General features: G+C 67.7%; 19 protein-coding genes and 1 pseudogene. 13 read left to right on the forward strand and 7 right to left on the reverse strand.

The genetic code is table 11. The features are described from left to right. Positions 1–44: 44 nt before the first annotated feature. Complete coding sequence (locus FAZ98_RS28375; protein WP_158956315.1) at positions 45–1,769, reverse strand: hypothetical protein; 1,725 nt, start codon at positions 1,767–1,769, stop codon at positions 45–47. Between the two features lie 481 nt (positions 1,770–2,250). Between FAZ98_RS28375 and FAZ98_RS35765 the strand changes: the two are divergent. From FAZ98_RS35765 to FAZ98_RS28415, 8 genes and pseudogenes are all read left to right on the forward strand, one after another. Continuing rightward, positions 2,251–2,766, forward strand: a pseudogene (locus FAZ98_RS35765) (TonB-dependent receptor plug domain-containing protein); the annotation flags it as partial. 772 nt (positions 2,767–3,538) lie between these two features. Further along, entirely contained in the window at positions 3,539–4,408 is an 870-nt protein-coding gene (locus FAZ98_RS35770; RefSeq protein WP_158956319.1) for a TonB-dependent receptor domain-containing protein, read from the forward strand. Positions 4,409–4,429: 21 nt separating this feature from the next. Beyond that, entirely contained in the window at positions 4,430–5,116 is a 687-nt protein-coding gene (locus tag FAZ98_RS28390) for a MotA/TolQ/ExbB proton channel family protein (RefSeq protein ID WP_158956321.1), read from the forward strand. Positions 5,117–5,118: 2 nt separating this feature from the next. After that, a complete protein-coding gene (locus FAZ98_RS28395) occupies positions 5,119–5,517 on the forward strand; it encodes an ExbD/TolR family protein (protein WP_158956323.1) in 399 nt (132 codons plus the stop codon). Position 5,518: 1 nt separating this feature from the next. Further along, positions 5,519–6,268 carry a TonB family protein gene (locus FAZ98_RS28400; protein ID WP_158956325.1) on the forward strand — a complete coding sequence of 250 codons (750 nt, stop codon included), beginning with the start codon at positions 5,519–5,521 and terminating at the stop codon, positions 6,266–6,268. Beyond that, complete coding sequence (locus FAZ98_RS28405) at positions 6,265–7,902, forward strand: alkaline phosphatase family protein (RefSeq protein WP_158956327.1); 1,638 nt, start codon at positions 6,265–6,267, stop codon at positions 7,900–7,902. The genes FAZ98_RS28400 and FAZ98_RS28405 overlap by 4 nt, the downstream gene beginning before the upstream one ends. 40 nt (positions 7,903–7,942) lie before the next feature. Next, positions 7,943–8,659, forward strand: coding sequence for a response regulator transcription factor (locus FAZ98_RS28410; RefSeq protein WP_158956329.1), 717 nt, complete (start codon positions 7,943–7,945; stop codon positions 8,657–8,659). After that, positions 8,646–10,016, forward strand: coding sequence for a sensor histidine kinase (locus tag FAZ98_RS28415; RefSeq protein WP_158956331.1), 1,371 nt, complete (start codon positions 8,646–8,648; stop codon positions 10,014–10,016). The genes FAZ98_RS28410 and FAZ98_RS28415 overlap by 14 nt, the downstream gene beginning before the upstream one ends. 27 nt (positions 10,017–10,043) lie before the next feature. Here FAZ98_RS28415 and FAZ98_RS28420 read toward each other — a convergent pair whose 3' ends face one another. The 3 genes from FAZ98_RS28420 to FAZ98_RS28430 are packed head-to-tail and all read right to left on the reverse strand — an operon-like array spanning position 10,044 to position 16,059. Beyond that, the gene (locus FAZ98_RS28420) at positions 10,044–13,154 is read right to left on the reverse strand and encodes an efflux RND transporter permease subunit (RefSeq protein ID WP_158956333.1); all 3,111 of its coding nucleotides are present in this window, start codon (positions 13,152–13,154) and stop codon (positions 10,044–10,046) included. Next, complete coding sequence (locus FAZ98_RS28425) at positions 13,154–14,359, reverse strand: efflux RND transporter periplasmic adaptor subunit (RefSeq protein ID WP_158956335.1); 1,206 nt, start codon at positions 14,357–14,359, stop codon at positions 13,154–13,156. Before FAZ98_RS28425 ends, FAZ98_RS28420 begins: the two co-directional genes overlap by 1 nt. Then, positions 14,356–16,059, reverse strand: coding sequence for an efflux transporter outer membrane subunit (locus tag FAZ98_RS28430; RefSeq protein ID WP_233272873.1), 1,704 nt, complete (start codon positions 16,057–16,059; stop codon positions 14,356–14,358). The genes FAZ98_RS28425 and FAZ98_RS28430 overlap by 4 nt, the downstream gene beginning before the upstream one ends. Positions 16,060–16,249: 190 nt before the next feature. Between FAZ98_RS28430 and FAZ98_RS28435 the strand changes: the two genes are divergently transcribed. From FAZ98_RS28435 to FAZ98_RS28445, 3 genes are read left to right on the forward strand one after another with little or no spacing between them, the layout of a single operon-like run. Next, positions 16,250–19,495: an efflux RND transporter permease subunit gene (locus tag FAZ98_RS28435; RefSeq protein ID WP_158956339.1), complete on the forward strand. Its 3,246-nt coding sequence runs from the start codon at positions 16,250–16,252 to the stop codon at positions 19,493–19,495. A 43-nt stretch (positions 19,496–19,538) separates the two neighbouring features. Then, the gene (locus tag FAZ98_RS28440; protein ID WP_158956341.1) at positions 19,539–20,780 is read left to right on the forward strand and encodes an efflux RND transporter periplasmic adaptor subunit; all 1,242 of its coding nucleotides are present in this window, start codon (positions 19,539–19,541) and stop codon (positions 20,778–20,780) included. Next, complete coding sequence (locus FAZ98_RS28445; protein ID WP_158956343.1) at positions 20,777–22,243, forward strand: efflux transporter outer membrane subunit; 1,467 nt, start codon at positions 20,777–20,779, stop codon at positions 22,241–22,243. Before FAZ98_RS28440 ends, FAZ98_RS28445 begins: the two co-directional genes overlap by 4 nt. Before the next feature lie 75 nt (positions 22,244–22,318). Here FAZ98_RS28445 and FAZ98_RS28450 read toward each other — a convergent pair whose 3' ends face one another. The 3 genes from FAZ98_RS28450 to FAZ98_RS28460 form a co-directional block, all read right to left on the reverse strand. Next, positions 22,319–23,815, reverse strand: coding sequence for a heavy metal sensor histidine kinase (locus FAZ98_RS28450; RefSeq protein WP_158956345.1), 1,497 nt, complete (start codon positions 23,813–23,815; stop codon positions 22,319–22,321). Further along, positions 23,812–24,492: a heavy metal response regulator transcription factor gene (locus FAZ98_RS28455; RefSeq protein WP_158956347.1), complete on the reverse strand. Its 681-nt coding sequence runs from the start codon at positions 24,490–24,492 to the stop codon at positions 23,812–23,814. The genes FAZ98_RS28450 and FAZ98_RS28455 overlap by 4 nt, the downstream gene beginning before the upstream one ends. A gap of 165 nt (positions 24,493–24,657) precedes the next feature. Beyond that, complete coding sequence (locus FAZ98_RS28460; protein WP_158956349.1) at positions 24,658–24,969, reverse strand: DUF4148 domain-containing protein; 312 nt, start codon at positions 24,967–24,969, stop codon at positions 24,658–24,660. Positions 24,970–25,278: 309 nt separating this feature from the next. On the opposite strand from FAZ98_RS28460, the gene FAZ98_RS28465 reads away from it, so the two are divergent. Both FAZ98_RS28465 and FAZ98_RS28470 read left to right on the forward strand, forming a co-directional pair. Continuing rightward, positions 25,279–26,061: a COG4705 family protein gene (locus FAZ98_RS28465; protein ID WP_158956351.1), complete on the forward strand. Its 783-nt coding sequence runs from the start codon at positions 25,279–25,281 to the stop codon at positions 26,059–26,061. A gap of 23 nt (positions 26,062–26,084) precedes the next feature. Next, complete coding sequence (locus FAZ98_RS28470) at positions 26,085–26,537, forward strand: hypothetical protein (RefSeq protein ID WP_233272874.1); 453 nt, start codon at positions 26,085–26,087, stop codon at positions 26,535–26,537. The last annotated feature ends 18 nt before the right edge of the window (positions 26,538–26,555 follow it).

Below are 26,555 nucleotides of genomic sequence, written 5' to 3' on the forward strand. Positions count from 1 at the left end.
CATCACGGCGGTCGCTTGACTGTGCGGCTTTACGGCTGGCGCGCTCAGAACTTCGGCACGATCGCGACGCCGCGCAGCGCCTGCCCGTAGGGTGCCGTCTGCATCACGCTGAAGCCGGTTGCGGAACTGACGGTCGAGCCCGCCACGCTAACGGTGATCTTCACCAGTTGGTTCGAGTCGGCGCCCGCATCGAATGCGCTACCGAGGCTCGCACCGATCGTGGAGGTTGTGGCGTACACCGTGAAGCTGCCGTCGCTGTTGGTCTGACCGGTGATCTGGCGCAGGCCGTCCGGCGTCGTGGTGTAGCTCGCGCCCTTCGACCCGTAGGTACCGGCGGCGTCGGTGATCGTGTAGGCCGTGCCGAGGTTCAGCCCAGCCGTGAGATGGCCGATGGGCGCCCACGTGCCGCTCGTCTTCTGGTAGACCCACAGGCCGCCGCTGCCGGAGATCTGGTCGCCCGCGACGCCGTCGCCTTCGTCGGCAACGAACATGAGCGACGGGTTGGACGCGGGAATCCACATGCCGAACGGATAGACCGTGCCGGTCACCTGGCTCGGCGAAGTGAGGTTGGTCAGGTTCGTGGCCAGCGCGGTGGGAAAGCCCGGCACGATGGTGATGGCCGCGTTCTGCGGCAGCGTGCCGCCGTTGGCGAGCGCGCCCGCCGCGCCAACCTGGTAGACCGTGTTCACGCCGTTGCCGCCGCTGCCCTTCGACGTGTACATCGTGCCGTCCGGGCCTACGTAGAGACCGCGGAAGTTGTCGTCCTTGCCGGTCTTGTCGGCGGCCGTACCGAGGCTCGCGAGCGAGAAGCCGAACTGGTCGCCGGTGCTGCTGCCGTTGGCGATCGTGCCGATCGACGCGAGCGAGCATGCCGTGCCCGCCGGGGCAACCGTGTAGGTGCCGGTACCCGTGCCCGACTGGAACGCGCCGATCACCTGGGTATAGGCACACTTGCTGCCCGGCGCGATGCTCTGCACGCCCGAGGAGGTCGTGAGCATGTCGAGCAAGGCGGTGGTGGGTTTGGGGTTCTTGCCCGAGTTACCCGCATTGCCGACGATGTAGTACATGCCGTTGGCGAGCACGGCGGCGCGGCCGTTGTTGCCCGCATACGCATTCGTGTTGGTGAACGCGAGGCTGCTGTCGGCGAAATTCATCTGGCCGACGGTGCGATACGTTGCCGTTGCCACGTCGGTATTGGTCGTGTCGACAATACCGGGCGTATTCGAATTCGAAATATCGAGTTGATCGACGCCGGTGTTGTAGCCCACGAACGTCACCGACTTGCTGTCGAGCGAAATGTTGAGCGCCAGTTCCGATTTCGAGGCGAAACTCGTGGAAAACGCATTGCCGAGTTTGGCGGCCAGGGCCGTGATATCCATCGTTTGCGCGGCGGCGCTCGCGCCCGGCGCCCACTGGTCGATATAGGCTTCCGAGGTCACGCCGAAGTTGGCGTCGTTGGCGTCGTTCGTGAATACGTTCGGGAACGTGCCCGGCGACACGGCGCTCACGGGCGCGCTGTTGGTGGTGGTCGGCGTGGCGTTATAGGGCAGCACGCCCGTCGCGCTGAACGCGGGGTCGTAGGCCGTACGGGAAACCAGCAGATTGCCCGGCGCAAACGCGCTCGCCGGCGTGCTCGAGGGCGTGCCCGTGGTCGTGGAATTGCCCGGCGTGGAGGTCGTGGTCGACGCGCTGCCGTTCGAATGACCGCCGCAAGCTGCGAGCGCAGAGACGACTGCCGTAATGGGAAGTAAGCGGAGCTTCGCGTGCATTGTTTTGAACCGTTGGTATGAGTGGAAAGACCTGAATCGACCCGGAGTGCTGCGCAACGGAAGATAGAGACACGGCAAGACCGCACGGTGAACGAAATCTTACATAGATAATTTCGAGTAAGTTTTTCCAGCAAGTTATTTACGCCGATCATTGATTGCAAGTCATTCTTGTTCAAGACGCGAATCAAAAAACAATTCACTGCCATGATCCTGAAAATTTCACACGTTAGATCGAGATGTAAGCGTTGCTACATCAAGCTGAAATAGTCGCGCTGGAACATCCTCCCTTTGCTTTTAAACGCGTGGAAGACCACGGCATTTCCAGTGAGTTTTCGCGCCTGAATCAGACCGGTCCGGTTCGGCTTAACTTCGTAAGATAGCCATCACGATCGATTAATTCCGTGTCCCTACGATTGCGGCAATTTCCACGCAAGACTGTCACTCGACAAAGCAAGGACACCTACGGATGGCACACCTCAAGATGCGGCTGCGCAGAAAGCCGCTGGCCCAGCTCATTTTTGCATCGCTTTGCAGCACGAGCGCACCGGCCGTTTTCGCGCAGGTCAGCGGCGACCTGGGATCGGTTCAGAGTTCGGCCACGGCCACCGCCGCCAACGGCTCGGCCCAGGCCAGCCGCGCGCAAACCGCGCCCGCCCAGGCGCCCACGCAAGGCTCGCTCACGGCCGCGGAGCCCAAGTCGATCATCAACAAGAACTACATCCAGAACAGTACGGCGCCCACCGCCAACTACAGCGACATTCTCCAGATCGCGCCGAGCGTCTCCAGTATCAATCCGAACGGCCCCGGCTTGATGGAAACGCAGAGCCTCTCGATTCGCGGCTTTCAGGACGGCCAGTACAACGTGACGTTCGACGGTATTCCCTTCGGCGACTCGAACGATTTCACGCACCATTCGACCTCGTTTTTCACGGCGCAGAATATTGGCGGCATCGCGGTCGACCGCGGTCCCGGCGACGCCTCGCAAATTGGCTTCGCGACGTTCGGCGGCACGGTGGGCATCACGTCGATCGAGCCGTCGCTCACGCCGGCCTTCTCCGTGCTGGGTTCCTATGGCAGCTGGAATACCTGGGTCACGGGCGCCACGCTCAATACGGGCGACCTCGAAAAATGGGGCGACGCGCGCGCCGTGGTCGGCTACACGCATTCGAGCAGCGACGGCTATCTGAACGACGTGGGCCAGCGCCGCGACAATGTGTTTTTCAAACTGGAAAAGCCGCTCGGCAACGACACGCTGCTCACGTTCTACGCCGACTACAACAAGATTTTCCAGAACACTTCGCTCGGCGCCACGGCCGATCAGATCCGCAAGTATGGTCCCGACTTCGCGCTGAATAACGACCCCACGAGCCAGTCGTTTGCCGGCTACAACTTCGACCGCATCAATACGGACTTCGAATATATCGGTCTGCAGACGGAGCTAGGCGGCTGGAAGCTCGATAACAAGCTCTACACCTACGGCTATTACCACGACGGCTTCAACGGCATGGACCCGAACGGCGAGACGCCCAACGGCACCAGCTTCGGCGCGACCAACGTGCCCGGCACGCAGATGGCCAACAACTACCGCGCGTTCGGCGACGTCTTCAGCGCGGAAAAGACGCTCGGGCCCGGCACCCTGAAGCTGGGCGGCTGGCTCACGCATCAATCGAACTTCCGCGACAACATGAACGTGGACGACTCGCTGAACTTCGCGCTCAAGCAGCTGAACTTCACGATGCACGACACATTCCTCACGTTCGAGCACGTACGTGCAATACGCGTGGAAGCTGCCGTACGGCCTCACGCTCACACCGGGCGTGAAGTACGTCTCGTTCGAGCGCAACCTGAATTCGCCGCTGAACCAGAAGTCGGGCACGGCCGCCGACTTCAGCCATACGTGGACGAAGGTGCTGCCTTCGCTCACGCTGCACGAACAGATCAATCACGACTGGAGCGCCTATGCGCAATACGCGCAGGGCTTTCTCGCCCCGAACCTGAACGTGTTCTACGTGCCGAACGCCTCGGTATCGGGCCAGCCTTCGCCGGAGCAGACGGATAACTACCAGCTCGGCACCACCTACAAGACCGACCGCCTGACCATTTCGGCCGACCTCTACTACATCAACTTCCGCAACGCGGTGACGAGCACGACCGTGGGCGGCAACACGGTGTTCTCGAACGCGGGCGGCGCCGTCTACAAGGGCTTCGAAACCGAAGCGACCTTCTACGCGGGCTATGGGTTCAGCCTGTACGGCAACCTCACGTTCAACTCGGCGAAGCAGAAAGATACCGGCGACTGGATGCCCAACGCGCCGCGTCAAACGGCGGCGCTCGGCGTGATCTACGAGCGCGGGCCGCTGCACGGTTCGCTGATCTCGAAGTTCGTGGGGCACCAGTTCGGCGACACCGGCGACCAGCAGCCGATCGGCGGCTTCATGGTCACCAACCTCGCCGCGGCCTACACCATCAAGTCGCCCACGACCTGGATGCGCAACACGCGCGTCGGGCTCGAAGTGGACAACCTGTTCAACCGCACGAGCATCGACGGTCTCGCCGGCTACACCGCGCAGGACAACACCCCGCTCTACTGGACGATTCCCGGCCGCGCCGTATTCGCGACCGTGTCGACCGACTTCTAACCGCTACTGGAGTTTCCTCACATGACTGCCGATACCCTGATGCATTACGCGCGCGACTCGGGCGGCGTGCTGTACGTCATCGCGGCCATGCTGTTCGTGGCGCTGACCGTGATTCTCGAACGCAGCTGGTTCCTGCAGCGGCTCGGCGCGAGCGGCCGCACGGCGCTCGCGCAGCTCGACCGGCTCGATCGTGTCGATGCGGGCGCGCTGTCGAATCTCGCGGCGCGCCACGCCAACCTGCCCACCGGACGCGTGCTCGCGCTGGCCGCGCGCCTGAGCGGCCAGCGCAACCGCGAGCAGATCGCGGCGCAGCTCGACGAAATGATCCTGCGCGAGGCGCCGGGCATCGACCGCTTCCTGTGGGTGCTCGACACCATCGTCACGCTCGCGCCGCTGCTCGGGCTGTTCGGCACGATCGTCGGCATGTTCCACGCGTTCCAGGTGCTCTCCGATCCGGGCAACGCGCCCACCCAGGTCACGGGCGGCGTGGCCGAGGCGCTGGTCGCGACCGCCTCGGGGTTGTTCGTGGCGATGATCGGGCTGCTGTTCTTCAACGGTCTGCACAACCGCGTGCGGCTCGCGGCGCATCAGCTGGAAACGCTCAAGGCGGCGCTCGTGAACCGGCTGAGCGGCGCCGCGCACGAACCGGCCGCCACGGCGCATAGCGGCGCCGCCAGCGTTGCCGCACTCGCCTCGCAAGGAGCGTGACGATGAAGTACTTCGAGGCCCGCAAGGCGCGCATCGAGATCATCCCGATGATCGACATCATGTTCTTCCTGCTGGTGTTCTTCATCATGATCACGCTGCACATGATCCCGAACGCCGGTCTCGCCACACGCTTGCCGTCGAGTTCGAGCACGCAGCCCTTGCCGCCCGCGCGGCTCACCGTGACGCTCGCCGACGACGGTTCGCTCTCGGTCGAAGGCGGCAAGCTCACGCCCACCCAGCTCACGGCGCGTCTGGCCGCGCTGCCCGACGCCGCGCATGCGGCGGTGACGATCGCCGGAGCGAGCGGCGCGCGCCTGCAATATCTCGTCTCGACGATGGATGCGTGCCGCGCCGCCGGGGTCTCGCAAATCGCGCTCGCGGCGCAACCCGCGGCGAACTGAGATGGCCAGCCTGACTACCGCCACGCCGCGCGAGGGGCCGCGTCTTTACATGGCGGCCGCGCTCGCACTGGTCATCGAGGCCGCGCTGTTCGCCGTCGTGCTGACGCGCTTCGCGCAGCGCGACGCGGTGCCGCCGCCGGTCCGGCCGCCCACGCTACTGGCGCTGGCCACGGCCGCGCCGGCGCCGCGAGCGCCAGCGTTGCCCGCTTCGCCGGTTAAACCGCAACCGCAGCCGCGCGCGCCACGGCCCGTGCCGCCGCAACGCGAGACGCGCCCCGTGCCGGAAGTAACGAGACACGTGGCGCCGCACCTCGCGCCACCGAAAGCACCGCCCGCTCCACCAGCGCCACCGGCCACACCAGCGGCACCGGCCGCGCCTTCGGCTCCCGCGCCGAGCGCGGCCACGCCGCCCGTGCATGCGCCGCCACCCGAGCGCGCCGCGCCCGCCGCGCCTTCGGCGCCGAGCCCGAATTTCGCGGGCGAACTGCGCGCCGCCATCGAGGCCGCGCTGCGCTACCCGGAATCCGCCCGCATGGCGGGCATCTCGGGCCGCACGCGCGTGGCGTTCTCGTATCGCGACGGCGTCGCGTCCGACGCCACCGTGCTCGTGTCCAGCGGCGTGGCGCTGCTCGACCGGGCCGCGCTCGCCGCGGTGCGCGACGCGCGCTACCCCAAACCCGACCCCGCTTTCGCGGGCAAAACGCTTACCGAACAACTATGGGTCAACTTCAATCTCGACGCGCAGGAATGAGCCGTTCTTTCCCCGCGCGGCTTACTGCGCTGTGCGCCGCCTTCGCGCTGAGCGCAGCAGCGTGCGCATCGGCCGCCGCCGCGCTGCCGTCCCACGCCCCCGTGCAGCACGTGCTGCTGGTGAGCGTCGATGGCCTGCACGCCAACGATCTCGCGCGCTACGTCGCGGCGCATCCCGCCAGCGCGCTGGCGCAACTGGCCGCGCAAGGCATCGACTACACGAACGCGCACACCGTCTCGCCCGCCGACTCGTTCCCGGGCCTGCTCGCGCTCGTGACGGGCGGCACGCCCGCCGCGACCGGCGTGTATTACGACGACTCGTACGACCGCGCACTGGCGCCGCCCGGCAGCGCCTGCCGCCGCACCGGCGCGCGCGTGCGCTTCGACGAATCGCTCGACAAGGACGACGGCCACGGCCACACCGTGCTCGACGCCGCGAAGCTGCCGCGCGACCCCCGGCACGGCTGCGCGCCGGTGTATCCGCATGACTACTTGCGCGTGAACACGGCGTTCGAGGCGGTGCGCGACGCGGGCGGCTACACCGCGTGGACCGACAAGCATCCCACCTACGAGCTGATCGAAGGGCCTTCGGGGCACGGCGTGGACGACCTGTTCCTGCCCGAGATCGGCGGCAATTACGAAGGGCTCAACAAGGGCTTGAGCACGCCGCGAGGCCCCACCGGAGGACCGGAGCGGGCGAGCGCGCAGACGCACGAAATCACGGGCTCGCTCGCGCGCACCGAAGCCTACGACGACACGAAAGCGCGCGCCGTCATCAACGAGATCGACGGCCGCACGCACGCGGGCGACGCCGCCGCCGCGGTGCCGAACCTGTTCGGCCTGAACCTGCAGTCGGTCAACGTCGCGCAAAAGCTCTACGGCTACCGCGACGCCGAAGGCGCGCTGACGCCGGGTCTCGACGACGCCATCGGCCATATCGACGCGCTGCTGGGCAGCTTCGTGGCCGAACTGGATCGCCAGCACCTGCGCGACGACACGCTCGTGATCGTCACGGCCAAGCACGGCAACGGGCCAATCGATCCCGCGCGGCTGCGCAAGATCGACGAGGCGCGGCTCGTCCGCGCGATCGACCAGGCGGCGCCCGGACAGCTCGCGCAACTCACGACCGACCACGGCGCGCTCGTGTGGCTGCGCGACGCCCGCGCGACGGAACGCGTGGCGGCCGCGTTGCGCGCCCGGTCCGACACGCTCGGCATTGCCGACGTATTGAGCGGCGAACCCCTCGCGTTGCGCTTTCCGTCTCCCGAGCGCGACAGCCGCACGCCCGACCTCGTGATCGTCTCGCGCGACGGCGTGATCTACGCGCGGCCGAACGACGGCAAGCTCGCCGAGCACGGCGGCTTTCACGACGACGACACCCACGTGGCGCTGCTCGTCGCTTCGCCAAAGCTGGCCGGCGCGGGGCGCAGCGTGAGCTGGCCCGTCTCGACCACCCAGGTCGCGCCCACGCTGCTCGCCGCGCTCGGCCTGCCGCCGGACGCGCTGCAAGCGGTCAGGCTCGAAGGCACCGCCGTGCTGCCCGATCTCGACTGGCCGGCGGCGAATGCGCCCGCCCGGGCCGCACAAGCCGCACAAGCCCTGCACGTCGCGCCCGCCGCACCCGCCGCGCACTGAGGCCGACGCAACGAACCGCCGCACAAAAGCCATGACGCCGATGTCTTGCCAACCCGCCAGCCGTTTTCGCATTCTCGTCGTCGAGGACGACCCCGGCGCGAGCCTGGAAGTGCGCGCCGCGCTCGAAGACCACGGCTTCGAGGTGGAGTGCGTGCCCACCGGCTTCGAGGGGCTGCTGCGCGCGACCAACGGCGAGTTCGACGCCGTCGTGCTGGATCGCATGCTGCCGGATCTCGACGGTCTCTCGATCCTCGCGACGCTGCGCAATATCGGCAAACGTACTCCCGTGCTGATCCTGAGCGCGCTCGACGCCGTGGACGAACGCATTCGCGGCTTGCGCGCGGGCGGCGACGACTATCTCGTCAAGCCGTTCGACGGGCTGGAACTCATTGCGCGGCTCAATGCGCAACTGCGGCGCAGCGGCGCCGCCGCGAACGGCGCGCGCGGCGAGGCGGTGCTGCGCATCGGCGACCTCACGCTCGACACGCGCACGCGCGCGGTCGAGCGCGCGGGCGAAACCGTCGATCTCAAACCGCGCGAATACAGCCTGCTCGAATTCCTGATGCGGCACGCGGGCGAGATCGTCACCCGCACGATGCTGCTCGAATCGGTCTGGAACTACCACTTCAACTCGCCGACCAACGCCATCGACATGCACGTGAGCAATCTGCGGCGCAAATTGAGTCTGGGCGGGCGGCTCTCGCCGCTGATCGTCACGGTTCGCAACTCGGGGTATCTGATCCATGCGTGCCCGTAACTGGCGGCCGCGTCTGGGCGGCGTGGGCTGGCTGCTCCTTGTGTTCGCGGGTTCCGCATGCGTGCTGTTCGCGTTGCTCTACTGGCTCACGAGCGGCTATCTGCTGCACGAAGTGGACGAGCGCCTGCGCGGCGAGTTCGCCGAGTTCCACTCGCTCGACCGCGAGAAGGCCATCGCCACGATCGACGCGCTGAGCCGTCGCGACATCGCGGCCACGCGCCCGTATGGCGTGTTCGAGGCGAACGGCACGCGGCTCGCGGGCAACGTTTCCGTGCTCTCGCACGAACACGACCGCACGCCGTTCGAATACACGGAAACCTTGCATGACGGCAACCCGCCGCGCGTCGCGCATTATCGCGGGATCGTGATCCCCACCCGCTCGGGTCTGCGCATCGTCGTGGGTCATTCCATCGACGAAATCCGCCGCTTCGACGCCACGCTGCTCAAGACGCTCGGCGCGGGCGTCGCGCTCGCCAGCCTGCTCGCGTTCGCGTGCGGCGCCGCGTTGCATCGCCTCTCGAACCGCCGCATCGCGGCGCTCGGCGAAACGGCGCGCGAGATCATGGCGGGCAAGCTCAACCGCCGCCTGCCCTTGCGCGGAACGAGCGACGATCTCGACCGTCTCGCCGTCATCGTCAACACCATGCTGGACGAGATCGAGCGCCTCGTCGACGAGGTACGCGGCGTTTGCGCGGGCGTCGCGCACGACCTGCGCACGCCCATGACTTCGCTGCGCGCGGGGCTCGAACGCGCGCGGCGGCGCGGCGGCGGTACGGGCCCGCTCGAACAGGCGATCAACGTGGCAATGGGTCAGGCCGACATCGTGCTCAACCGCTTCAGCGCGCTGCTGCGCATCGCCGAGATCGAATCGGGCAGCCGCCGCGCGAGCTTTCGCGCGGTGTCGCTCGACGCGGTGCTGCGCGACGTGGTCGAACTCTACGAGCCGCTGGCCGAGCACAACGCGCTCGCGCTCCGTCTGGCCAGCGGGCCGCCCATTTACGTGAGCGGCGACGTGGATCTGCTGTTCGGCGCGATCGACAATCTGCTCGACAACGCGCTCAAGTTCACGCCGGCCGGCGGCGCGGTCACCGTGAGCGCGACGCTCGACGGCGGCCGCCCGCTGCTCGTGGTGGCCGACAGCGGGCCCGGCATCGCGCCAGCCGAGCGCGGCGCCGTGCTGCGCATGTTCTACCGCGGCCGGTCGTTCGAACACTCCACGCCGGGTCACGGCCTCGGCCTGAGTCTCGTTGCGGCGATCGCGCGCGTGCACGACGCGACGCTCGAGATTCTCGACAACGCGCCGGGCTGCCGCCTGCACATGCGCTTCGAGCGCGGTCTCGAAGCGCCGCCGGTTTAGGGCGGCGCCCGGGCCGGATCGCGCGGCTCAACCCGCGAGATCGGCGGCGTGCGGGGGCGCGCGTCGGGAACGCGTCAGCCGATGAAACGCGAGATACACCACCGGCGTCGTGAACAGCGTGAGCAACTGCGACACCGCCAGCCCGCCCACGATCGAGATGCCGAGCGGCACGCGCAACTCCGCGCCCGCGCCGTAACCGAGCGCGAGCGGCAGCGCGCCGAACATCGCCGCGAGCGTGGTCATCATGATCGGGCGAAAGCGCAGCACACACGCCTCGCGAATCGCGTCGCGCGGGCGCATGCCCTGCTCGCGTTCGGCCGCCAGCGCGAAATCGATCATCATGATCGCGTTCTTCTTGACGATGCCGATCAGCAGAATGATGCCGATCATGCCCATGATCGACAGATCCTGGCCGCACAGCATCAACGCGAGCAGCGCGCCCAGGCCCGCCGAAGGCAGCGTGGAGATGATCGTGAGCGGATGAATCGGGCTTTCGTACAGCACGCCGAGCACGAGGTACACCACCACGAGCGCCGCCGCGATCAGATACGGTTCGCTCGCGAGCGACGCCTGGAACGCCTGCGCCGTGCCCTGGAATGTGCCCGTGAGCGTGGATGGCATGCCCGCCGCCGCCTCGGCGCGATGAATCGCGGTCACCGCATTGCCGAGCGACTGGCCCGGCGCGAGATTGAACGTGATCGTCACCGCCGGGAACAGGCCTTGATGATTCACCGCGATGGGCGCGACCGCGTCTTCCACGTGCGCGAGCACGCTGAGCGGCACGAGCGCCTGGGTGAGCGGCGAGCGCACGTAGAGATGCGCGAGCGAATCGGTCGTCATGCGAAAGCGCGAGCCGACTTCCTCGATAACGTGGTACTGGTTCAGTTGCGTGAACATCGTGGCGATCTGGCGCTGGCCGAACGCGTCGTAGAGCGTGTCGTCGATCATCTGCGCGGTGATGCCGAAACGCGCGGCGGTATCGCGGTCGATCACGAGCGTCGCGCTCGTCGCCGAGGCCTGCAAGTCCGAGGACACATCGGCGAGTTGCGGCAGCTTCGACAAGCGCTGCGTGAGCGTGCGCGCCCACTGCGACAACTCGGCCACGTTCGGGTCCTGCAACGTGTACTGATACTGCGCCGCGCTCATGCGCCCGCCCACCTGGATGTCCTGGCGCACCTGCATCGAGAGCGCGGCCCCGGCAACGGCCGGCGCGGTACGCGTGCGCAGGCGCGCGAGCACGGCGGCCGCGCTGGCGCTGCGCTGCCCGAACGGCTTCAGGTTGATCATCATGTGGCCCTGGCTGATGGTCGGCGTGGGACCGGTCCAGTAGTACACGTTGTCGACGGCCGGATCGGCCATGACGATGTCGCCGATACGTTGCATCTTCGTGGCCATCGCCGCGGGCGAGATGTCGGGCGCCGCCTGGATCAGGCCGATGATCAGCCCCGAATCCTCCTGCGGGAAAAAGCCCTTGGGGATGGCGTAGAACAGCGCGCCCGTCGCGGCCACCGTCAACGCCATGACCGCGAGCAGCGCGCGCTGGCGCGCGAGCGCCCAGTCGAGCGCGCGCTCGTAGTGCCGCTCCGTCCACAGGAACACGCGCTCCAGACGCTGTTCGACGCGGCGCAGGCGCGACGGCTTCGCGTTGGCGGCATGATCGAGCGGACGAATCAGCCAGCCGCACAGCATGGGCGTGATCAGCAGCGAAACGATCGCGGATACCACGATGGCGACGCTCACCGTCACCGCGAATTCGCGAAACAGCCGCCCGACGATACCGCCCATCAGCAGGATGGGAATGAACACGGCGATCAGCGAGATCGTCATGGAGACGATCGTGAAGCGCACTTCCATCACGCCCGCGAGCGCCGCGCGCATGGGCGCCACGCCGCGCTCCACGTGCCGCATGACGTTCTCGATCACCACGATCGCGTCGTCGACGACAAAACCGACCGCGATCGTGAGCCCCATGAGCGAGAGATTGTCGAGACTGTAGCCGAGCACGTCCATCACGCCGAAGGTGCCGACGATCGACAGCGGGATCGTCAGGCTCGGGATCACGGTCGCCCGCACGTTGCGCAGGAACGCGAAGATCACCATGACCACGAGCGCCACCGTGAGCATGAGCGTGAACTGCACGTCGCGCACCGCGGCGTCGATCGTCTGCGTGCGGTCGCCGACGATACTCACGTGCACGGAAGCGGGCAACCCGGCTTCGAGCGCGGGCAGACGCGCCTCGATATTGCGGATGGTTTGCACGACGTTGTAACCGGGCTGCTTGTGGATGTCGAGCACGATACCGCGCTGCTTTTGCAGCCACGCCGTCTGGAACAAGTCCTCGGGCGCGCTCACCACGGTGCCGAGATCGCCGATACGCACCGCCGCGCCGTTCTTGTAGGCGACCACGAGCGACGCATACTGCCGCGCCGCCGTGAGTTGATCGGTCGCGTTCAGGATCACGGTGCGCGCGGGGCCGTTGAGCGTGCCCTTGGGCGCGTTGACCGTCTGCACGCCCACGATCGAGCGCACGTCCTCCAGCGTGATGCCGCGCGCCGCGAGCTTGTCGGGGTCGAGCTGCACGCGCAAGGCGGGACGCTGCTGCCCATGAAAGTCGACGAGACCGACGCCCGGCATCTGCGAGATCTGCTGCGCGAGGAAGTCTTCGGCATAGCTGTCGAGTTGCGTGAGCGGCACCGTGGGCGACGTCAGCGCGATCGACATGATCGTGAAATCGGCGGGATTGGTTTTCTCGTAGGTGGGCGGATTCGGCAGATTCTTCGGCAGCGTGCCGCCCGCCGCGTTGATCGCGGTCTGCACGTCTTGCGCGGCGCCGTTGATGTCGCGCGACAGGTCGAACTGGATCGCGATGCTGGTGAGCCCGAGCGAACTCGACGAGGTCATCTGCGTGACGCCCGAGATGTTCGAGAGCTGGCGTTCGAGCGGCGTGGCCACCGAGGTCGCCATGGTTTCCGCGCTCGCGCCCGGCAGGACGGCGCGCACCTGGATGGTGGGAAAATCCACTTGCGGCAGCGGCGCGACCGGCAACCTGAAGTACGCGACGAGCCCCACGAGCACGATGGCGATGGCGAGAAAGGAGGTCGCGACGCGACGCTGAATGAGCAGTGCGATCAGGTTCATCACGGCAGGTCCGTGCTGACGGTAGCGGACGCCACGGCCGCGGCCTGCGCGCTTTGCCGCGTGAGCGCCACGCGCGCGCCCGGATTCAGGCGGCTCTGACCGTCGAACACGACGGTTTCGCCCGCCTTCAGGCCGCTCGCGATCGCGGTCATGCCGCCCGCGCTCACGCCGCTTTTGACCGGCCGCAGCGCGACCGTCCCATCAGGCGCGACAACATACAACTGGTCGCCGTCCTGCGTGTGCATGATCGCGTTCGCGGGCACCGCCACCTGATTCGCCTCGGTGCGCAGCAGCACGCTCGCGTTGACGAACTGCCCCGGCCACAAGGCGCGGTCGGCGTTGCCGAAGCGCGCCTTGAGCAGCACCTGGCCGTTGGCGGCGTCCACACGACTGTCGATGAAGCGCAGCGTGCCGTGGGCAATGGCCGCGCCGCCCGCCTGCGGCGTCACGTCCACCGCCACGGCCGCGCGCTGCTGCCCCGCCAGCAGCGCGGGCAGCACGTCTTGCGGCACGGAGAACTGCACGTCGATCGGCGCCATCTGCGTGACGGTGACGATGCCGGTCGCGTCGGTGGGATGCACGATCGCGCCGAGACTGGCCTCGCGCGCGCCGGTGCGGCCGTCGAACGGCGCGACGAGCGTGGTGAAGCCCAGTTGCAGACGGTCGCTCTGCACCAGCGCGCGGTCGGCCGCCACGGCCGCCTGGCTTTCGTCGACTTTGGCGCGCGCCGCATCGACCGCCTGCTGCGTGGCCGCGCCGATGGGCGCGAGCTTCACGTAGCGCTGCAAGTCGAGCTGCGCGTTCCGCAACGTCGCGGCGTCCTTGCCTAGCGTGGCGCTGGCCTGGTCGAGCTGCGCCTTGAGCGGTCCCTGATCGAGCTGTGCGAGCATCTGCCCCGCCTTCACGTCCTGGCCTTCGGTGAACGCGATGCGCGCCAGTTGTCCGTCCACCCGCACCTTGACGTCGGTGACGTTGACGGGCTGCACGCTGCCCACGGCCTGCACGCGCACCGGGAAGTCGCGCTGCACGGCTTGCCCGGCGTTCACGGGCACGGCGGCGGCGGGCGCAGGCGCGGCCGCATGCGGCCAGCAGCGCCACACCAGCAGCGCGCCGATCACTAGCACGCCGCCCGCGATCCCGGCGGCGCGATGCCGCTTGCGGCGCGCCGCGAGACGCGTGTTCACGGCTTCTGATACCTGATTCATCGTGCGAGCGGTTCCGTAAAACGAGGCGAGGCCCCGGAGGCAAGTTCGGACGATGGCGCGAGCGGCGCGTCCTTCGTGTTCTGGGCGCTCGTCTCGTTCTCGGCGCCTTTTACGTTCTGCGGATTAGGCGGGTTCTGCGAGTCCTGCGGGTTCTGCGCGAGACAGCCGTTCGAGACGCAGCCGCCGCCGAACGCGCGAAAGAGACCGACCGACGCTTGCAGCCGCGCGAGATGCGCCTGGACGAGCGCGTCCTCGGACTGATAGCGCGTGCGCTGCGCATCGAGCACGGTGAGAAAGTCGACCGTACCGGCGCCGTAGGACGCCTGCGCAAGCCCCGCTGCTTTGGCGGCGGCCTCGGCGGCCTGCGCCTCGGAGGCTTCGGCGAGAGCCTGCTGCGCGGACGCGCTCAATGCGTCCTCGACGTCCTGCAAGGCGGTCAGCACCGTTTGCCGATAGCCCGCCGCGGCCTCGCGCACGAGCGCCTCGTTTATCGCCAGCTGGCCGCTCAATGCACCGCCCTCGAACAGCGGCGCGCTCAGCGAAGCCGCGACATAGCCAAGCGGATTGGCCAGGAAATGCGCGAGCGAGGGACTGCCGAAGCCGCCGTCGGCGGTCAGCGCGAGATTGGGCAAAAAGGCCGCGCGCGCCGCGCCAATATCGAAGTTCGCCGCCTTGAGCCGCGCTTCCTGCGCGCGAATGTCGGGACGCATATCGAGCAGCGCGGCGGGCAGGTTCGCCCGCGCCTGCGGCACCGCGATCGACTCGATCGGCGTGGTTGCCGTGCCCGGCGTGGCCGCCGTTCCGGGCGGCTCGCCCAGCAAGGTCGCGAGCAGGTGCGCGTTTTGATCCTGCTGCGTTTGCAGGACCGGCACCGCCGCCTCGAACGTGGCCAGCGCATTGCGCTGTTGCTGGACCTGCAATTCCGTCGCGACGCCCGCCGCCTGCTGGGCGACGAGCAACGCGAGCAGTTGCCGCGCGTCGTCCGCCACGGATTGGGCGAGCGCCACGCGGCGGCGCAGCGACTGCAACTGAAAATACGTGTCGACGACGGAGGCCGTGAGCGTGAGCGCCGCCGTATCGCGATCGAACGCGGAGGCCTCGGCCCGCATGGCGGCCGAATCCGCATTCGCGCGATGCAGCCCCCAGAAGTCGATCTCGTAGCTCGCCTGCGCGAACAGCGACTGCTTGTGCGCACTCGAATTGCTGGTCGGGCTGTGGCCGCGATCGACGCTGCCGTTGAGCGTGAGCGCGGGCAGCAAGGGCGCACCGGCCACGCGGGCGTTCGCGCGCGCGGCGTCCACGGTCGCCACGGCCTGCGCCAGCGTGAAGTTGTGGGCGAGCGCGCGGACCACGAGCGTGTCGAGCGCCGGGTCGCCATAGGCACGCCACCATTGGCTTTCGACCGGCACCGTCGCCGAAAGCGCCGTGCCAGCGGGCGCCGTGCCAGCGGGCCTCTTGCTGTCGGGCGCGGGCCATTGCGCGGGCAGCGGCACCGCCGGGCGTTGCCACGCGGGAACGAACGAACAAGCCGCGAGCGAGCCGGCTATCGACAACGTCACGAACAACGTCACGGATAACTTCGCGAACAACTTCGCGGATAACTTCGCGGCCAGAGCGAACCAGCGCGCCATCGGCGGATTCAAATCGGACGACTCCAGATCAGCGGCGCGGCCCGGATTGGCGGGCACCGTCGCGGACATTCTGGCCGACGCTGACTTAGCTAACGCTTAATAACGCGCGAATCTAACGGACCAGGCACGCTGCGTAGATAACGAATCTGTAATCGGCCGATCACCGAACGGCAAAGCGCGCCGCCGCAGAATGCGCACTTCCGCCCGCTTTCCGTGCGACTCGCGAGAGCCGCGCCTCACTCCGTCAAACAGGTTCGTTATGTGGATCGTCCGGCTTGCCTTGCGCCGCCCATACACCTTCGCCGTTCTCGCCATCCTGATCTTGATCGCCGGCCCGCTCGCGATCCTGCGCACGCCCACGGACATCTTTCCGAATATCGATATCCCGGTGGTGAGCATCGTCTGGTCGTACAACGGCTTTTCGGCGCAGGACATGGCGCAGCGCATCACCTCGAACTACGAGCGCGCGTTGACTTCCGACGTGGACGACATCGAGCACATCGAGTCGCAGTCGCTCAACGGCGTGTCGGTCATCAAGGTGTTCTTCCATCCCGGCGCCGATATCAATCGCGCGATCGCGCAGGCGGCAAGCAATTCCGCCTCGATCCTGCGCGTGCTGCCGCCGGGCACGCTGCCGCCGAACATCATCACGTATAGCGCTTCGACAGTGCCGATCCTGCAACTGGGCCTGTCGAGCGCGACGCTCGCCGAACAGCAGCTCTACGACCTCGGCAACAGCTTCATCCGCACCCAGCTCGCCACCGTGCAAGGCGCTTCGGTGCCGTTGCCGTTCGGCGGCAAGGTTCGCCAGATCATGGTCGACATCGACCCGCGCGCGTTGCAGGCCAAGGGGCTCGCGCCGCTCGACGTGGTCAACGCGATCAACGCGCAGAACCTGATTCTGCCGGGGGGCACCGCGAAGATCGGCGCGCGCGAATACAACGTGCAGATGAACGGCAGCACCGACACCATCGCGGCGCTCAACAATCTGCCGGTCAAGACCGCGAACGGCGGCGTGGTCTACGTGCGCGACGTGGCGCAGGTGCGCGACGGCTACGCGCCGCAAACCAATATCGTGCGCAGCGACGGCAAACGTGCCGCGCTGCTCACGGTCGAGAAAACCGGCAACACCTCCACGCTCTCGATCATCGGCCAGGTGAAGTCGCTGCTGCCGCCTATCGCGGCGGGCTTGCCGAAGGCGCTCGCGATCACGCCGCTCGGCGACCAGTCGGTGTTCGTGAAGGCGGCGATCGGCGGCGTGGTGCGCGAGGCGTTGATCGCCGCGTGCCTCACGGCGCTCATGATCCTGCTCTTTCTCGGCAGCTGGCGCGCCACGCTCATCATCGCCGTGTCGATCCCGCTCGCGGTGTTGACCTCGATCCTCGCGCTCTCCGCGCTCGGGCAGACGATCAACATCATGACGCTCGGCGGCCTCGCGCTCGCGGTGGGCATACTCGTCGACGACGCCACCGTGGCGATCGAAAACATCACGCATCACCTGGAAAACGGCGAGCCGCTCTACGACGCCATTCTCAACGGCTCGGGCGAGATCGCGGTGCCGACCTTCGTCTCCACGCTGTCGATCTGCATCGTGTTCGCGCCGATGTTCCTGCTCACCGGCGTCGCGCATTATCTGTTCGTGCCGATGGCCGAAGCGGTCATCTTCGCGATGGCCGCGTCGTACTTCTTCTCGCGCACGCTGGTGCCCACGCTGGCGCTCTATCTGCTGAAAGCGCGCCCGGTGCGCGCGGCGGCCCGGAACGCTTTCGTCGCACGGCTCATGCGGTTCCAGACCGCCTTCGAAGCGCGTTTCGAAGCGCTGCGCCTGCGTTACCGGCAAACGCTCGCGCGAGCGATCGCGGGACGCCGCCGCTTCGTGCCGCTGTTTCTCGCCGGTTGCGCGGCGTCGCTCGCGCTGCTGGCGTTCACGGGCCGCGACTTCTTCCCGAGTGTCGATACGGGCGAGATCCGCCTGCATTTGCGCGCGCCCACCGGCACGCGTATCGAACAGACCGCGCGCCTCACCGACCAGGTGGAAGCGGCGATCCGCAAGACCATTCCGGGCACGGAGCAAGGCGCGGTGCTCGACAACATCGGCCTGCCTGTGAGCGGCATCAATCTCACCTACGACTCGTCGGACCCGATCGGCACCGAAGACGCCGACGTGATGGTGTCGCTCAAGCCCAACCATCACCCCACGGCCGCGTATGTCGCCGCGTTGCGCCAGAAGCTTCCGCAAGCGTTCCCCGGCGTGACGTTCGCGTTCCTGCCCGCCGACATCGTGAGCCAGATTCTCAACTTCGGCCTGCCCGCGCCGCTCGACATTCAGATCGTCGGCAACCAGCTCGACGCGAACCGCGCCGTCGCCAACGACCTGCTCGCGAAGCTGCGCCAGGTGCGCGGGCTCGTCGACGCGCGCATCCAGCAGCCCGGCGACGAACCCGCGATCAACGTGAACGTCGACCGCACCAAGGCCATCCAGGCGGGCCTGCTGCAACGCGACGTTGCGCAGAACCTGCTGATTTCGCTCTCGGGCAGCTCGCAAACCACGCCCAACTTCTGGCTCGATCCGAAGAACGGCGTGAGCTACCCGTTGATGGTGATGATGCCGCAGTACGACGTGAATTCGCTGCAGGCGCTCGCCAACCTGCCGCTCACCGGCGCGAACGCCAATGCCAATACCGGCGCCAACGGCGCCGCGCACGCGCAAAACCTGCTCGGCTCGCTGGGCTCGTTCTCGCGCGCGTCGCAGCAGGCCGTCGTCTCGCACTACAACGTGCAGCCGGTGCTCGACATCTTCGGCTCCGTGCAGGGGCGCGATCTCGGCGCGGTCGCGAGCGACGTGCAAACCGTTGTCGATCAGGAGCGCGCCAAACTGCCGGCCGGCTCCGCCATCGTCGTGCGCGGCCAGGTGCAGGCCATGCACGAAGCGTTCTCGGGCTTGCTGAGCGGGCTCGTGCTCGCGGTGGCGCTGGTCTATCTGCTGATGGTCGTGAACTTCCAGTCGTGGCTCGATCCGCTCGTGATTCTCAGCGGCCTGCCCGCGTCGCTCGCGGGCATTGCGTGGCTGCTGTTCGCCACGCACACCACGCTGAGCGTGCCGGCGCTCACCGGCACGATTCTCTGCATCGGCATCGCGACCGCGAACAGCATTCTCGTCGTGACCGCCGCGCGCGAACGCCTCGCGGCAGGCCTGTCTCCCGTGGAAGCGGCGGAACAGGCGGGCTTCTCGCGCTTTCGCCCAGTGATGATGACGGCGCTCGCCATGCTCATCGGCATGTTGCCGATGGCGCTCGGTCTCGGCGACGGCGGCGAGCAGAACGCGCCGCTGGGCCGCGCCGTGATCGGCGGTCTCGCCTGCGGCACGCTTTCCACGCTGATGTTCGTGCCGGTCGTGTTCGGCATCGCCCACGACTGGCTCGCGCGGCGCCGCGCCCGCGCGCGCGAACGCGAACGCGCACTCGATCGCGCACTCGAGCGCGAAGCGGCCGGTTCCGGACACTGATGCGAACCGCCTTTCTTGTTGCCCTTCCGCCCGGACTTCGACCATGAACGATTTCGACTCCCCCGACGACACCGGCGCGCCGCACGCCACGCCTGCCGCGCCGCCCGTGCGTAGCCGTGGCCGTGGCAAAACCGGCTTCGTCCTCGCCGCGCTCGCGCTGGCGCTGCTCGCGGCCGGTGTCGTGCCGCGCCTGCACGCCAGCCGCGCGCTCGCCGCGCAAACCGCGCAGCAGGCCACGCTCGCCGTGTCGGTCGTGCAGCCGCAGCCCGCGCCCGCCGAGCAGGAACTCGTGCTGCCCGGCGCGGCCACGCCCTACGCCGACGCCGCGATCTACGCGCGCACCACGGGCTATGTCGCGCACTGGTACACCGACATCGGCACGCATGTGACAGCCGGTCAGGTGCTCGCCGATATCGCCGCGCCCGACCTGAACGCGCAGCTCGATGCCGCGCGCGCCGACGCCGCCCAGGCGGCCGCCGCCTACGCGTACGCGAAGTCCACGGCGGCGCGCTGGCAGACGATGTTGCAGAGTCAGTCGGTGGCGCAGCAGGACGCGGACGCCAAGACCAGCGACATGCAAACGAAGCAGGCCGCGCTGGCCGCCGCGCAGGCCAACGTCGCGCGTCTCGCCCAACTCGTCTCGTTCGAGAAGATCACGGCGCCGTTCGACGGCGTGGTGACCGCGCGCGATGTGGACGTGGGCGCGCTCGTCACGGCGGGCGGCACGCCCGGGTCGGCATCGGCGGCCAACGAGCTGTTTCATGTGTCGCAGACGCAAACCCTGCGTGTGTTCGTCGACGTGCCTCAGGACGCCGCGCCGCAAGCCACGCCCGCCGCCCAGGTCTGGCTCACGACGCAGCAGTATCCGGGGCGCCGTTTTGCCGCCCGCGTCGCGCGCAACGCGGGCGCGATCGACCCGGTGAGCCGCACCTTGCGCGTGGAGATCGACGTCGACAATGCGGCGGGCGCGCTGCTGCCGGGCGCCTACGTGCAGGCGCATCTCGCGCTGAAAACGGCCGCGCCCGCGCTCGAAGTGCCCGCGAGCACGCTGCTGTTCCGGCCCGATGGCGTCGCGGTCGCCACCGTCGACGGCCGCGGCCGGGTGCGGCTCAAGCTCGTGCACCTGGGCCGCGATTTCGGCACGCGCGTCGAAGTCGCGTCGGGGCTCGTCGCGAGCGATCGCGTCATCGACAATCCCGGCGACAGCATCGTGGATGGCGAAGCGGTTTCCATCGCCGCCACGACCGGCGCGCCGCAAGACGCGGCGAAGGCGGCGCACTCATGAGCCCGTTGCGCTTTCCGACCTGTCCGAGGCGTGCGCTCGTCGTCGCACTCGGCGCGGCGCTGACCGCGTGCTCGAGCGCCCCGGCGTACCGGCCGCCGTCGGTGGATGTTCCCGCGCACTACGCGGGCGCGGGCACCGGCACCGAAGCGACCCCGGCCACCAGCTGGACCGCCGCCGCGCCCGCCGCCGACGCGCCGCGCGGCGCGTGGTGGCGCGTTTTCGGCGACACGCAGCTGAACGCGCTCGAAGCGCGTGTGGACGTGTCGAATCAGAGCGTGCGCAAGGCGCTCGCCGATCTCGACGCGGCTCGCGCCATGACCGACTTCCAGCGCGCGGGCTTGCTGCCCACGCTCACGGCGGGCGCCGCGCAGTCGCGCTATCGCACCTCCGCCAACAAGCAGGGGGCCTCGCTCGCGGGCAAGACCGTGCCCGACTACGCGATCGGGGCGACCGCGACGTGGGAACCGGACGTGTTCGGCCGCCTGCGCGATGAAGTGGATTCGGCCCGCGCGAACGCCCAGGCGAGCGCCGCCGACCTCGAAGCCGTGCGCCTTGCCGTGACCGCGCAACTCGCCGCCGACTATTTCGACTTGCGCTCGCTCGACGCGCAAAAGCGCCTGCTCGACGACAGCGTGCGCGGCTATGCGAGCGCGTTGCGCATCGTGCAGAACCAGCAGCGCAACGGCGCGATCGATGCTTCGGCGGTCGCGCAGGCGCAAACCCAGCTCGACAGCACGCGCACCCAGGCGCGCGACATCGACGTCAATCGGGCCCAGCTCGAACACGCCATCGCCACCTTGACCGGCGAACCCGCGTCGAACTTCTCGCTGCCGCCCGCGCCCGCCGACTACCGCGTGCCCGCGATTCCCGCGGGCCTGCCTTCGCAACTGATGGAGCGTCGCCCCGACATTGCCGCCGCGCAACGCCGCGTGGCGGCCGCCAATGCCGAGATCGGCGCCGCGCGCGCGGCGTTCTTCCCGAACCTCGTGCTGAGCGCGTCGGCGGGTCTGGAAAGCTCGTTCTTCGCGCCGTGGCTCAGTGCGCCGAGCCTGTTCTGGTCGCTGGGCCCGCAACTCGTCGGCACGCTGTTCGACGGCGGCAAGCGCAGCGCGACGTTGCGCGCGAAGACGGCGCAATACGACGGCACCGTGGCGCAGTATCGGCAAACCGTGCTCGGCGCGTTCGAGCAGGTCGAGAATCAACTCTCGGCGCTGCAGGCGCTCGCCGACGAATCGGCCACGCAGCAACGCGCGGCGCAAGCGGCCCAGCAGGCGCTGTCCCTCACCACCCGCCGCTACGACGCGGGCGCCGTGAGTTATCTCGATGTCGTGACCTCGCAGACCATTGCGCTGACCAACGAGCGCGACGCCGTGGTGATCGAAGGCCGGAGAATGGCCGCGTGCGTGCGCCTGATCGAAGCCCTCGGCGGCACGTGGGACGCGCCTGAGTCGAAAAACGAGTGATGCGTGGATCCAGCGTGGATGAAGCGTGGATCCCGCGCGCACGAGGTGTGAACGCGCGCGGCGAGCGCGACGCGATTATGGGCGCGGCGGGAACGTGAGCACGAAGCGCGTACCGCGCGCGTCGCTGCTTGCGCGGGCGTGGCCGCCATGCAGCTCCATCACGGTACGCACGATCGCGAGGCCGAGGCCCGCCGAGGCGCCCGCTCCCGTGCTCGCCGGCGCGTTCGTGCGCGAGGGATCGGCGCGATAGAAGCGCTCGAAAATCCGCTCGATATGCTGGGCCGGAATGGGCGTGCCGGGATTCTCGACGCTGACCTCGAGCGCCCCGCGCGCCGGGTTCTCCGCTTCGTTCGACGCCGTTCGCGCGGTAAGCGTGATGGTGCCGCCGCGCGGCGTGTAGCGCAGCGCATTCGCGAGCAGATTGCCCAGCGCGCGGCGAAACAGCTCGACGTCGGCCTGCAGCACACCGCCGCCCTGCACGTTGATGGCGAGCCCGGCCTCTTCCGCGAGCCCTTCGAAATATTCGGCGATCCGTTCGAGTTCCTCGCGTACGTCGAACGCGCGCTGCCGGGTTTCGAAGCGTGGATGCTCCGCGCGCGCGAGAAAAATCACGTTCTCGATCATGCGCGAAAGCCGGTCGCATTCCTCCAGATTGGACGCCAGCACGGTCACATAGTCTTCGGCGTCGCGCGGCCGGGCGAGCGCGATTTCCGTCGCCCCACGCAGATTGCCGAGCGGCGTACGCATGTCGTGCGCGAGGTCGGCGGTGAATTGCGACAAGTGCTGAAAGCCCGCGTGCAAACGCGCGAGCATGGCGTTCAGCGACGCCACCAGCGTGGCCAGTTCGTGCGGGACGTGCTTGACGCGGATCGGCTGATCGAGACGATGCGCCGTGACCTCGCGCGCCTGATCCGCGATCTGCCGCAGCGGCCGCAGCGCCAGCCGGATCAGCAGGTAACCGCCGAGCAACGCCACGAGCGTGCCGAGCGTGCCCGCGAACGTGAGCGTGTCGCGATACGAATCGAGCAGATCCAGCGGACCCCGCATGTCGCGCGCGATGAACACGCGCACGGTGGCGCCGTCGCGCAACGTGACGGCGAAATCGAGACTGCGCATGGGAACGCCGCGTGCCGTGCGCCACTCGCGGATGGCCGTATCGACGAGACGCGCATCGGGCGCCAGCACGAGTGCGCCGGCGCGTTGCGACGGGCCCGCGAGCTCGTTCGCGCGCACCGCGTCGCTCATGGGCACGGGCGGTTCGTCGAAGGTCTCGCCTTCGTCGTGCGCGACGAGCGTGTTGCCCCCGGGGCCCGCGATCAGCAGGGTCAGCGCGGGATTGCCGAGCACGGCGCTCGCGAGGCGCGGCGCGTGCGTGCGGGCATCGGCAACGGAACCCAGTTCGGCGACGAGACGGCGCACGTGGCGCGCGGCGAGCACGACGTCCTGGTCGTCACGCGTGCGCACCTGGTGCGCGAGCGCGACATAGAGATACCAGCCGACGCACACGAACACGAGCAAGGTGGTCGCGCCGAACACGGCCGCCAGGGTGGCCGCGAGCGAGCGGCGCATCATTCGCCCGCGTCCTTTTCTTCCATGACGTAGCCCACGCCGCGCACCGTGTGAATGAGCCTGTTCGGCCAGGCTTCGTCGATCTTGGCGCGCAAACGGCGAATCGCGACCTCGACCACGTTGGTGTCGCTGTCGAAATTCATGTCCCATACGAACGACGCGATCTGCGTGCGGCTCAACACCTCGCCCTGGCGGCGCGCGAGCAATTGCAGCAGCGAAAATTCGCGAGGTGTGAGGTCGATGCGCGTCGTGCCGCGTTTGACGCGGCGCCGGATCACGTCGATTTCGAGGTCCGCGACCCGCATGATCTCGGCTTCGCGCGGCGGCCCGCGGCGCGCCAGCGTGCGCACCCGCGCGAGCAACTCCACGAACGCGAACGGCTTGACCAGATAGTCGTCGCCGCCGAGTTCGAGCCCCTGCACGCGGTCGGCCACGTCGTCGCGCGCCGTGAGGAACAGCACGGGCGTGGGTTTCGTCGCGCGCAGGCGCTTGAGCACCGCCCAGCCGTCGAGCACCGGCAGCATGACGTCGAGCACGATCACGTCGTACTCCTCCTCCTGGGCGAGCAACAGCCCCTGAGCGCCGTCTACCGCGAGGTCCACGCTACAGCCCGACTCCTCGAGCCCTTTCTTGACGTAAGTACCCGTCTTCGGCTCGTCTTCGATCACGAGGATCCGCATGCGCTCTCTCCCGCTTCCCTTAAGCGGTCAATTCTAGCGCGCGCGGGCTCGTCCGCAGGATGGCCGGTACATGACATTTTCGACATCTTCGCCGGCCGATCTTTGGAGGCGCGCTGCGGGAGCCGTGGGATCTCGTGCGAGTCGATCCGTGAACTCACTCACGAGTCAGTGATGCTCGTATAACTGCGCGGTGTCGCCCGCCTGCGAGGCCGAGCCGGATTGCCAACGCACACGCACACCGGCCTGCGAGTGGCCTTGCGGCGACGCGCCATAGCCGCTGTCGTTTTGCGCGGGCGCATTGGCGCTCGCCATGCCGTCCGGGTAGTGCGTGTTCGACGGATGCAACGTGCCGTTGCGCTCCGCCTGAACCAGTTGCGCCTTCACTTCGGCGCGCGTCACATCGTGTGTCTGGGCCCAGGCCATGCCAGGAAGCAGCGACACCAGGGCGAGTGCACCGATCCATTGCTTTGCGTTCATGGTTTCATCCTCCGTTTGATCAAGCATTCAGGCTGGCGCGACATGCACTCGCGCTGTGCGGCCTTCTCGTGCAAGAAGGTGAGCCCATTGTGGGGATCGCCGCCTTAAGGGAGTCTGAATGGAACGGATGATGACGAATTTGTCATCGGCGCGTCATCTCAGTGTTTTGAATCTCACTCCATTGCGAGTTTCGTTGTCAGCCCGGTGTTAGCCAGAAATCAGATAAGCGTCAGATAAGTTTGGATCGCTAAACTTTTCCCGAACTCACTGCAAACAAACGCCCACCGCGTTCGATTCGACGGAGCCCTCATGAACACCCCGTATCTGACTCGCACGATGCCAGCCAGCAACAAGGTTCCCGAAGTCACGCTGGCATTCTGGCTCATCAAGATTCTTTCCACGACCGTGGGAGAAACCGGCGCCGACTTTCTCGCCGTCAACCTCGGCCTCGGTCAGGGTTTCACGATTCTGATCATGGGCGTATTGCTCGGCGCCGTGTGGATCGCGCAATTGCGCAGCCGGGACTGCGTGCTCTGGCTCTATTGGCTCGCGGTCGTGCTGGTGAGCATTGTCGGCACGCAGATCACCGACATCATGACCGACAAGCTCGGCATTCCGCTCGTACTCAGCGCGAGCGTTTTCGCGGCACTTCTCGTGGCGATCTTCGGCATCTGGTATCGGGTGGAAGGCACGCTCTCGATCCACACCATCGTGACGCGCCAACGCGAAGTCTTCTACTGGTCGGCCGTGCTCTGCACGTTCGCGCTCGGCACCGCCGCGGGCGACCTCGCCACGGAGGCGTGGGGACTCGGCTTCACGCGCGGTGTGCTGCTCTTCGGCACGCTGATCGCCATCACCTATATCGGCTTCCGGCGCGGCGCGAACGCCGTACTGACGTTCTGGGTCGCCTATGTGCTGACGCGGCCCTTCGGCGCATCGCTCGGCGACCTGTTGACGCAGTCCACGAATTACGGCGGGCTCGGGCTCGGCGCGCTGTGGACGAGCGCGTTGTTTCTCTGCGCCATCGTGGGGCTCGTCGCGCTATGCCACCTCGCACCGAATTCCGCTTTCGTCAGTCGTACTCCGAAGTAATCTCACTCACTCAAGGAGCCGTCATGCGCCTCAATCCATCGCTTCGCGTTTCGTCGCTCGTCATGCTGCTGGCCTTATCGAGCGTGACCGTCTTGGAAACGTCCCGCGCGCACGCGCAAAACGCGCCCGGCCGTACAGGAACCGCAGTACCCGTGGCGGTCGCGGCGCCGGCCAATGCGACCCACTCCGCACTCGGCGACCTGACGCCCTTTCGCAGCATTGCCGCCGACGTCTCGACCAAAGTCGATCAGGGCGATCTCGCGGGCGCCAAAACGCGCATCAAGGATCTCGAACTCGACTGGGATGCCGCCGAAGCGGGCTTGAAGCCGCGCTCGCCGCGCGACTGGCATGTTGTCGATAAAGCGATCGACCGCGCTCTGGACGCCTTGCGCGCCCGTACGCCCTCTCCCGCCGATTGCAAAGCCGCGCTGCACGCGCTGCTCGATACCTTCGACACCTTGCCGCACAAAAGCTGAAACCGCGCGTCGGCGCAC

It is taken from the genome of Paraburkholderia acidisoli, from assembly GCF_009789675.1.
In the GTDB taxonomy this organism is placed as follows: Bacteria; Pseudomonadota; Gammaproteobacteria; order Burkholderiales; family Burkholderiaceae; genus Paraburkholderia; species Paraburkholderia acidisoli.

Excerpts from the sequence above, each read along its gene's own strand:
- FAZ98_RS28415 (WP_158956331.1), top strand. The coding sequence starts at position 8,646 with ATGCGTGCCCGTAACTGGCGGCCGCGTCTGGGCGGCGTGGGCTGGCTG.
- FAZ98_RS28420 (WP_158956333.1), bottom strand. The coding sequence starts at position 13,154 with ATGAACCTGATCGCACTGCTCATTCAGCGTCGCGTCGCGACCTCCTTT.
- FAZ98_RS28455 (WP_158956347.1), bottom strand. The coding sequence starts at position 24,492 with ATGCGGATCCTCGTGATCGAAGACGAGCCGAAGACGGGTACTTACGTC.
- FAZ98_RS28395 (WP_158956323.1), top strand. The coding sequence starts at position 5,119 with ATGAAGTACTTCGAGGCCCGCAAGGCGCGCATCGAGATCATCCCGATG.
- FAZ98_RS28405 (WP_158956327.1), top strand. The coding sequence starts at position 6,265 with ATGAGCCGTTCTTTCCCCGCGCGGCTTACTGCGCTGTGCGCCGCCTTC.
- FAZ98_RS28460 (WP_158956349.1), bottom strand. The coding sequence starts at position 24,969 with ATGAACGCAAAGCAATGGATCGGTGCACTCGCCCTGGTGTCGCTGCTT.
- FAZ98_RS28445 (WP_158956343.1), top strand. The coding sequence starts at position 20,777 with ATGAGCCCGTTGCGCTTTCCGACCTGTCCGAGGCGTGCGCTCGTCGTC.
- FAZ98_RS28375 (WP_158956315.1), bottom strand. The coding sequence starts at position 1,769 with ATGCACGCGAAGCTCCGCTTACTTCCCATTACGGCAGTCGTCTCTGCG.
- FAZ98_RS28470 (WP_233272874.1), top strand. The coding sequence starts at position 26,085 with ATGCGCCTCAATCCATCGCTTCGCGTTTCGTCGCTCGTCATGCTGCTG.
- FAZ98_RS28410 (WP_158956329.1), top strand. The coding sequence starts at position 7,943 with ATGTCTTGCCAACCCGCCAGCCGTTTTCGCATTCTCGTCGTCGAGGAC.
- FAZ98_RS28400 (WP_158956325.1), top strand. The coding sequence starts at position 5,519 with ATGGCCAGCCTGACTACCGCCACGCCGCGCGAGGGGCCGCGTCTTTAC.
- FAZ98_RS28435 (WP_158956339.1), top strand. The coding sequence starts at position 16,250 with ATGTGGATCGTCCGGCTTGCCTTGCGCCGCCCATACACCTTCGCCGTT.
- FAZ98_RS28425 (WP_158956335.1), bottom strand. The coding sequence starts at position 14,359 with ATGAATCAGGTATCAGAAGCCGTGAACACGCGTCTCGCGGCGCGCCGC.
- FAZ98_RS28450 (WP_158956345.1), bottom strand. The coding sequence starts at position 23,815 with ATGATGCGCCGCTCGCTCGCGGCCACCCTGGCGGCCGTGTTCGGCGCG.
- FAZ98_RS28440 (WP_158956341.1), top strand. The coding sequence starts at position 19,539 with ATGAACGATTTCGACTCCCCCGACGACACCGGCGCGCCGCACGCCACG.
- FAZ98_RS28465 (WP_158956351.1), top strand. The coding sequence starts at position 25,279 with ATGAACACCCCGTATCTGACTCGCACGATGCCAGCCAGCAACAAGGTT.
- FAZ98_RS28430 (WP_233272873.1), bottom strand. The coding sequence starts at position 16,059 with ATGTCCGCGACGGTGCCCGCCAATCCGGGCCGCGCCGCTGATCTGGAG.
- FAZ98_RS28390 (WP_158956321.1), top strand. The coding sequence starts at position 4,430 with ATGACTGCCGATACCCTGATGCATTACGCGCGCGACTCGGGCGGCGTG.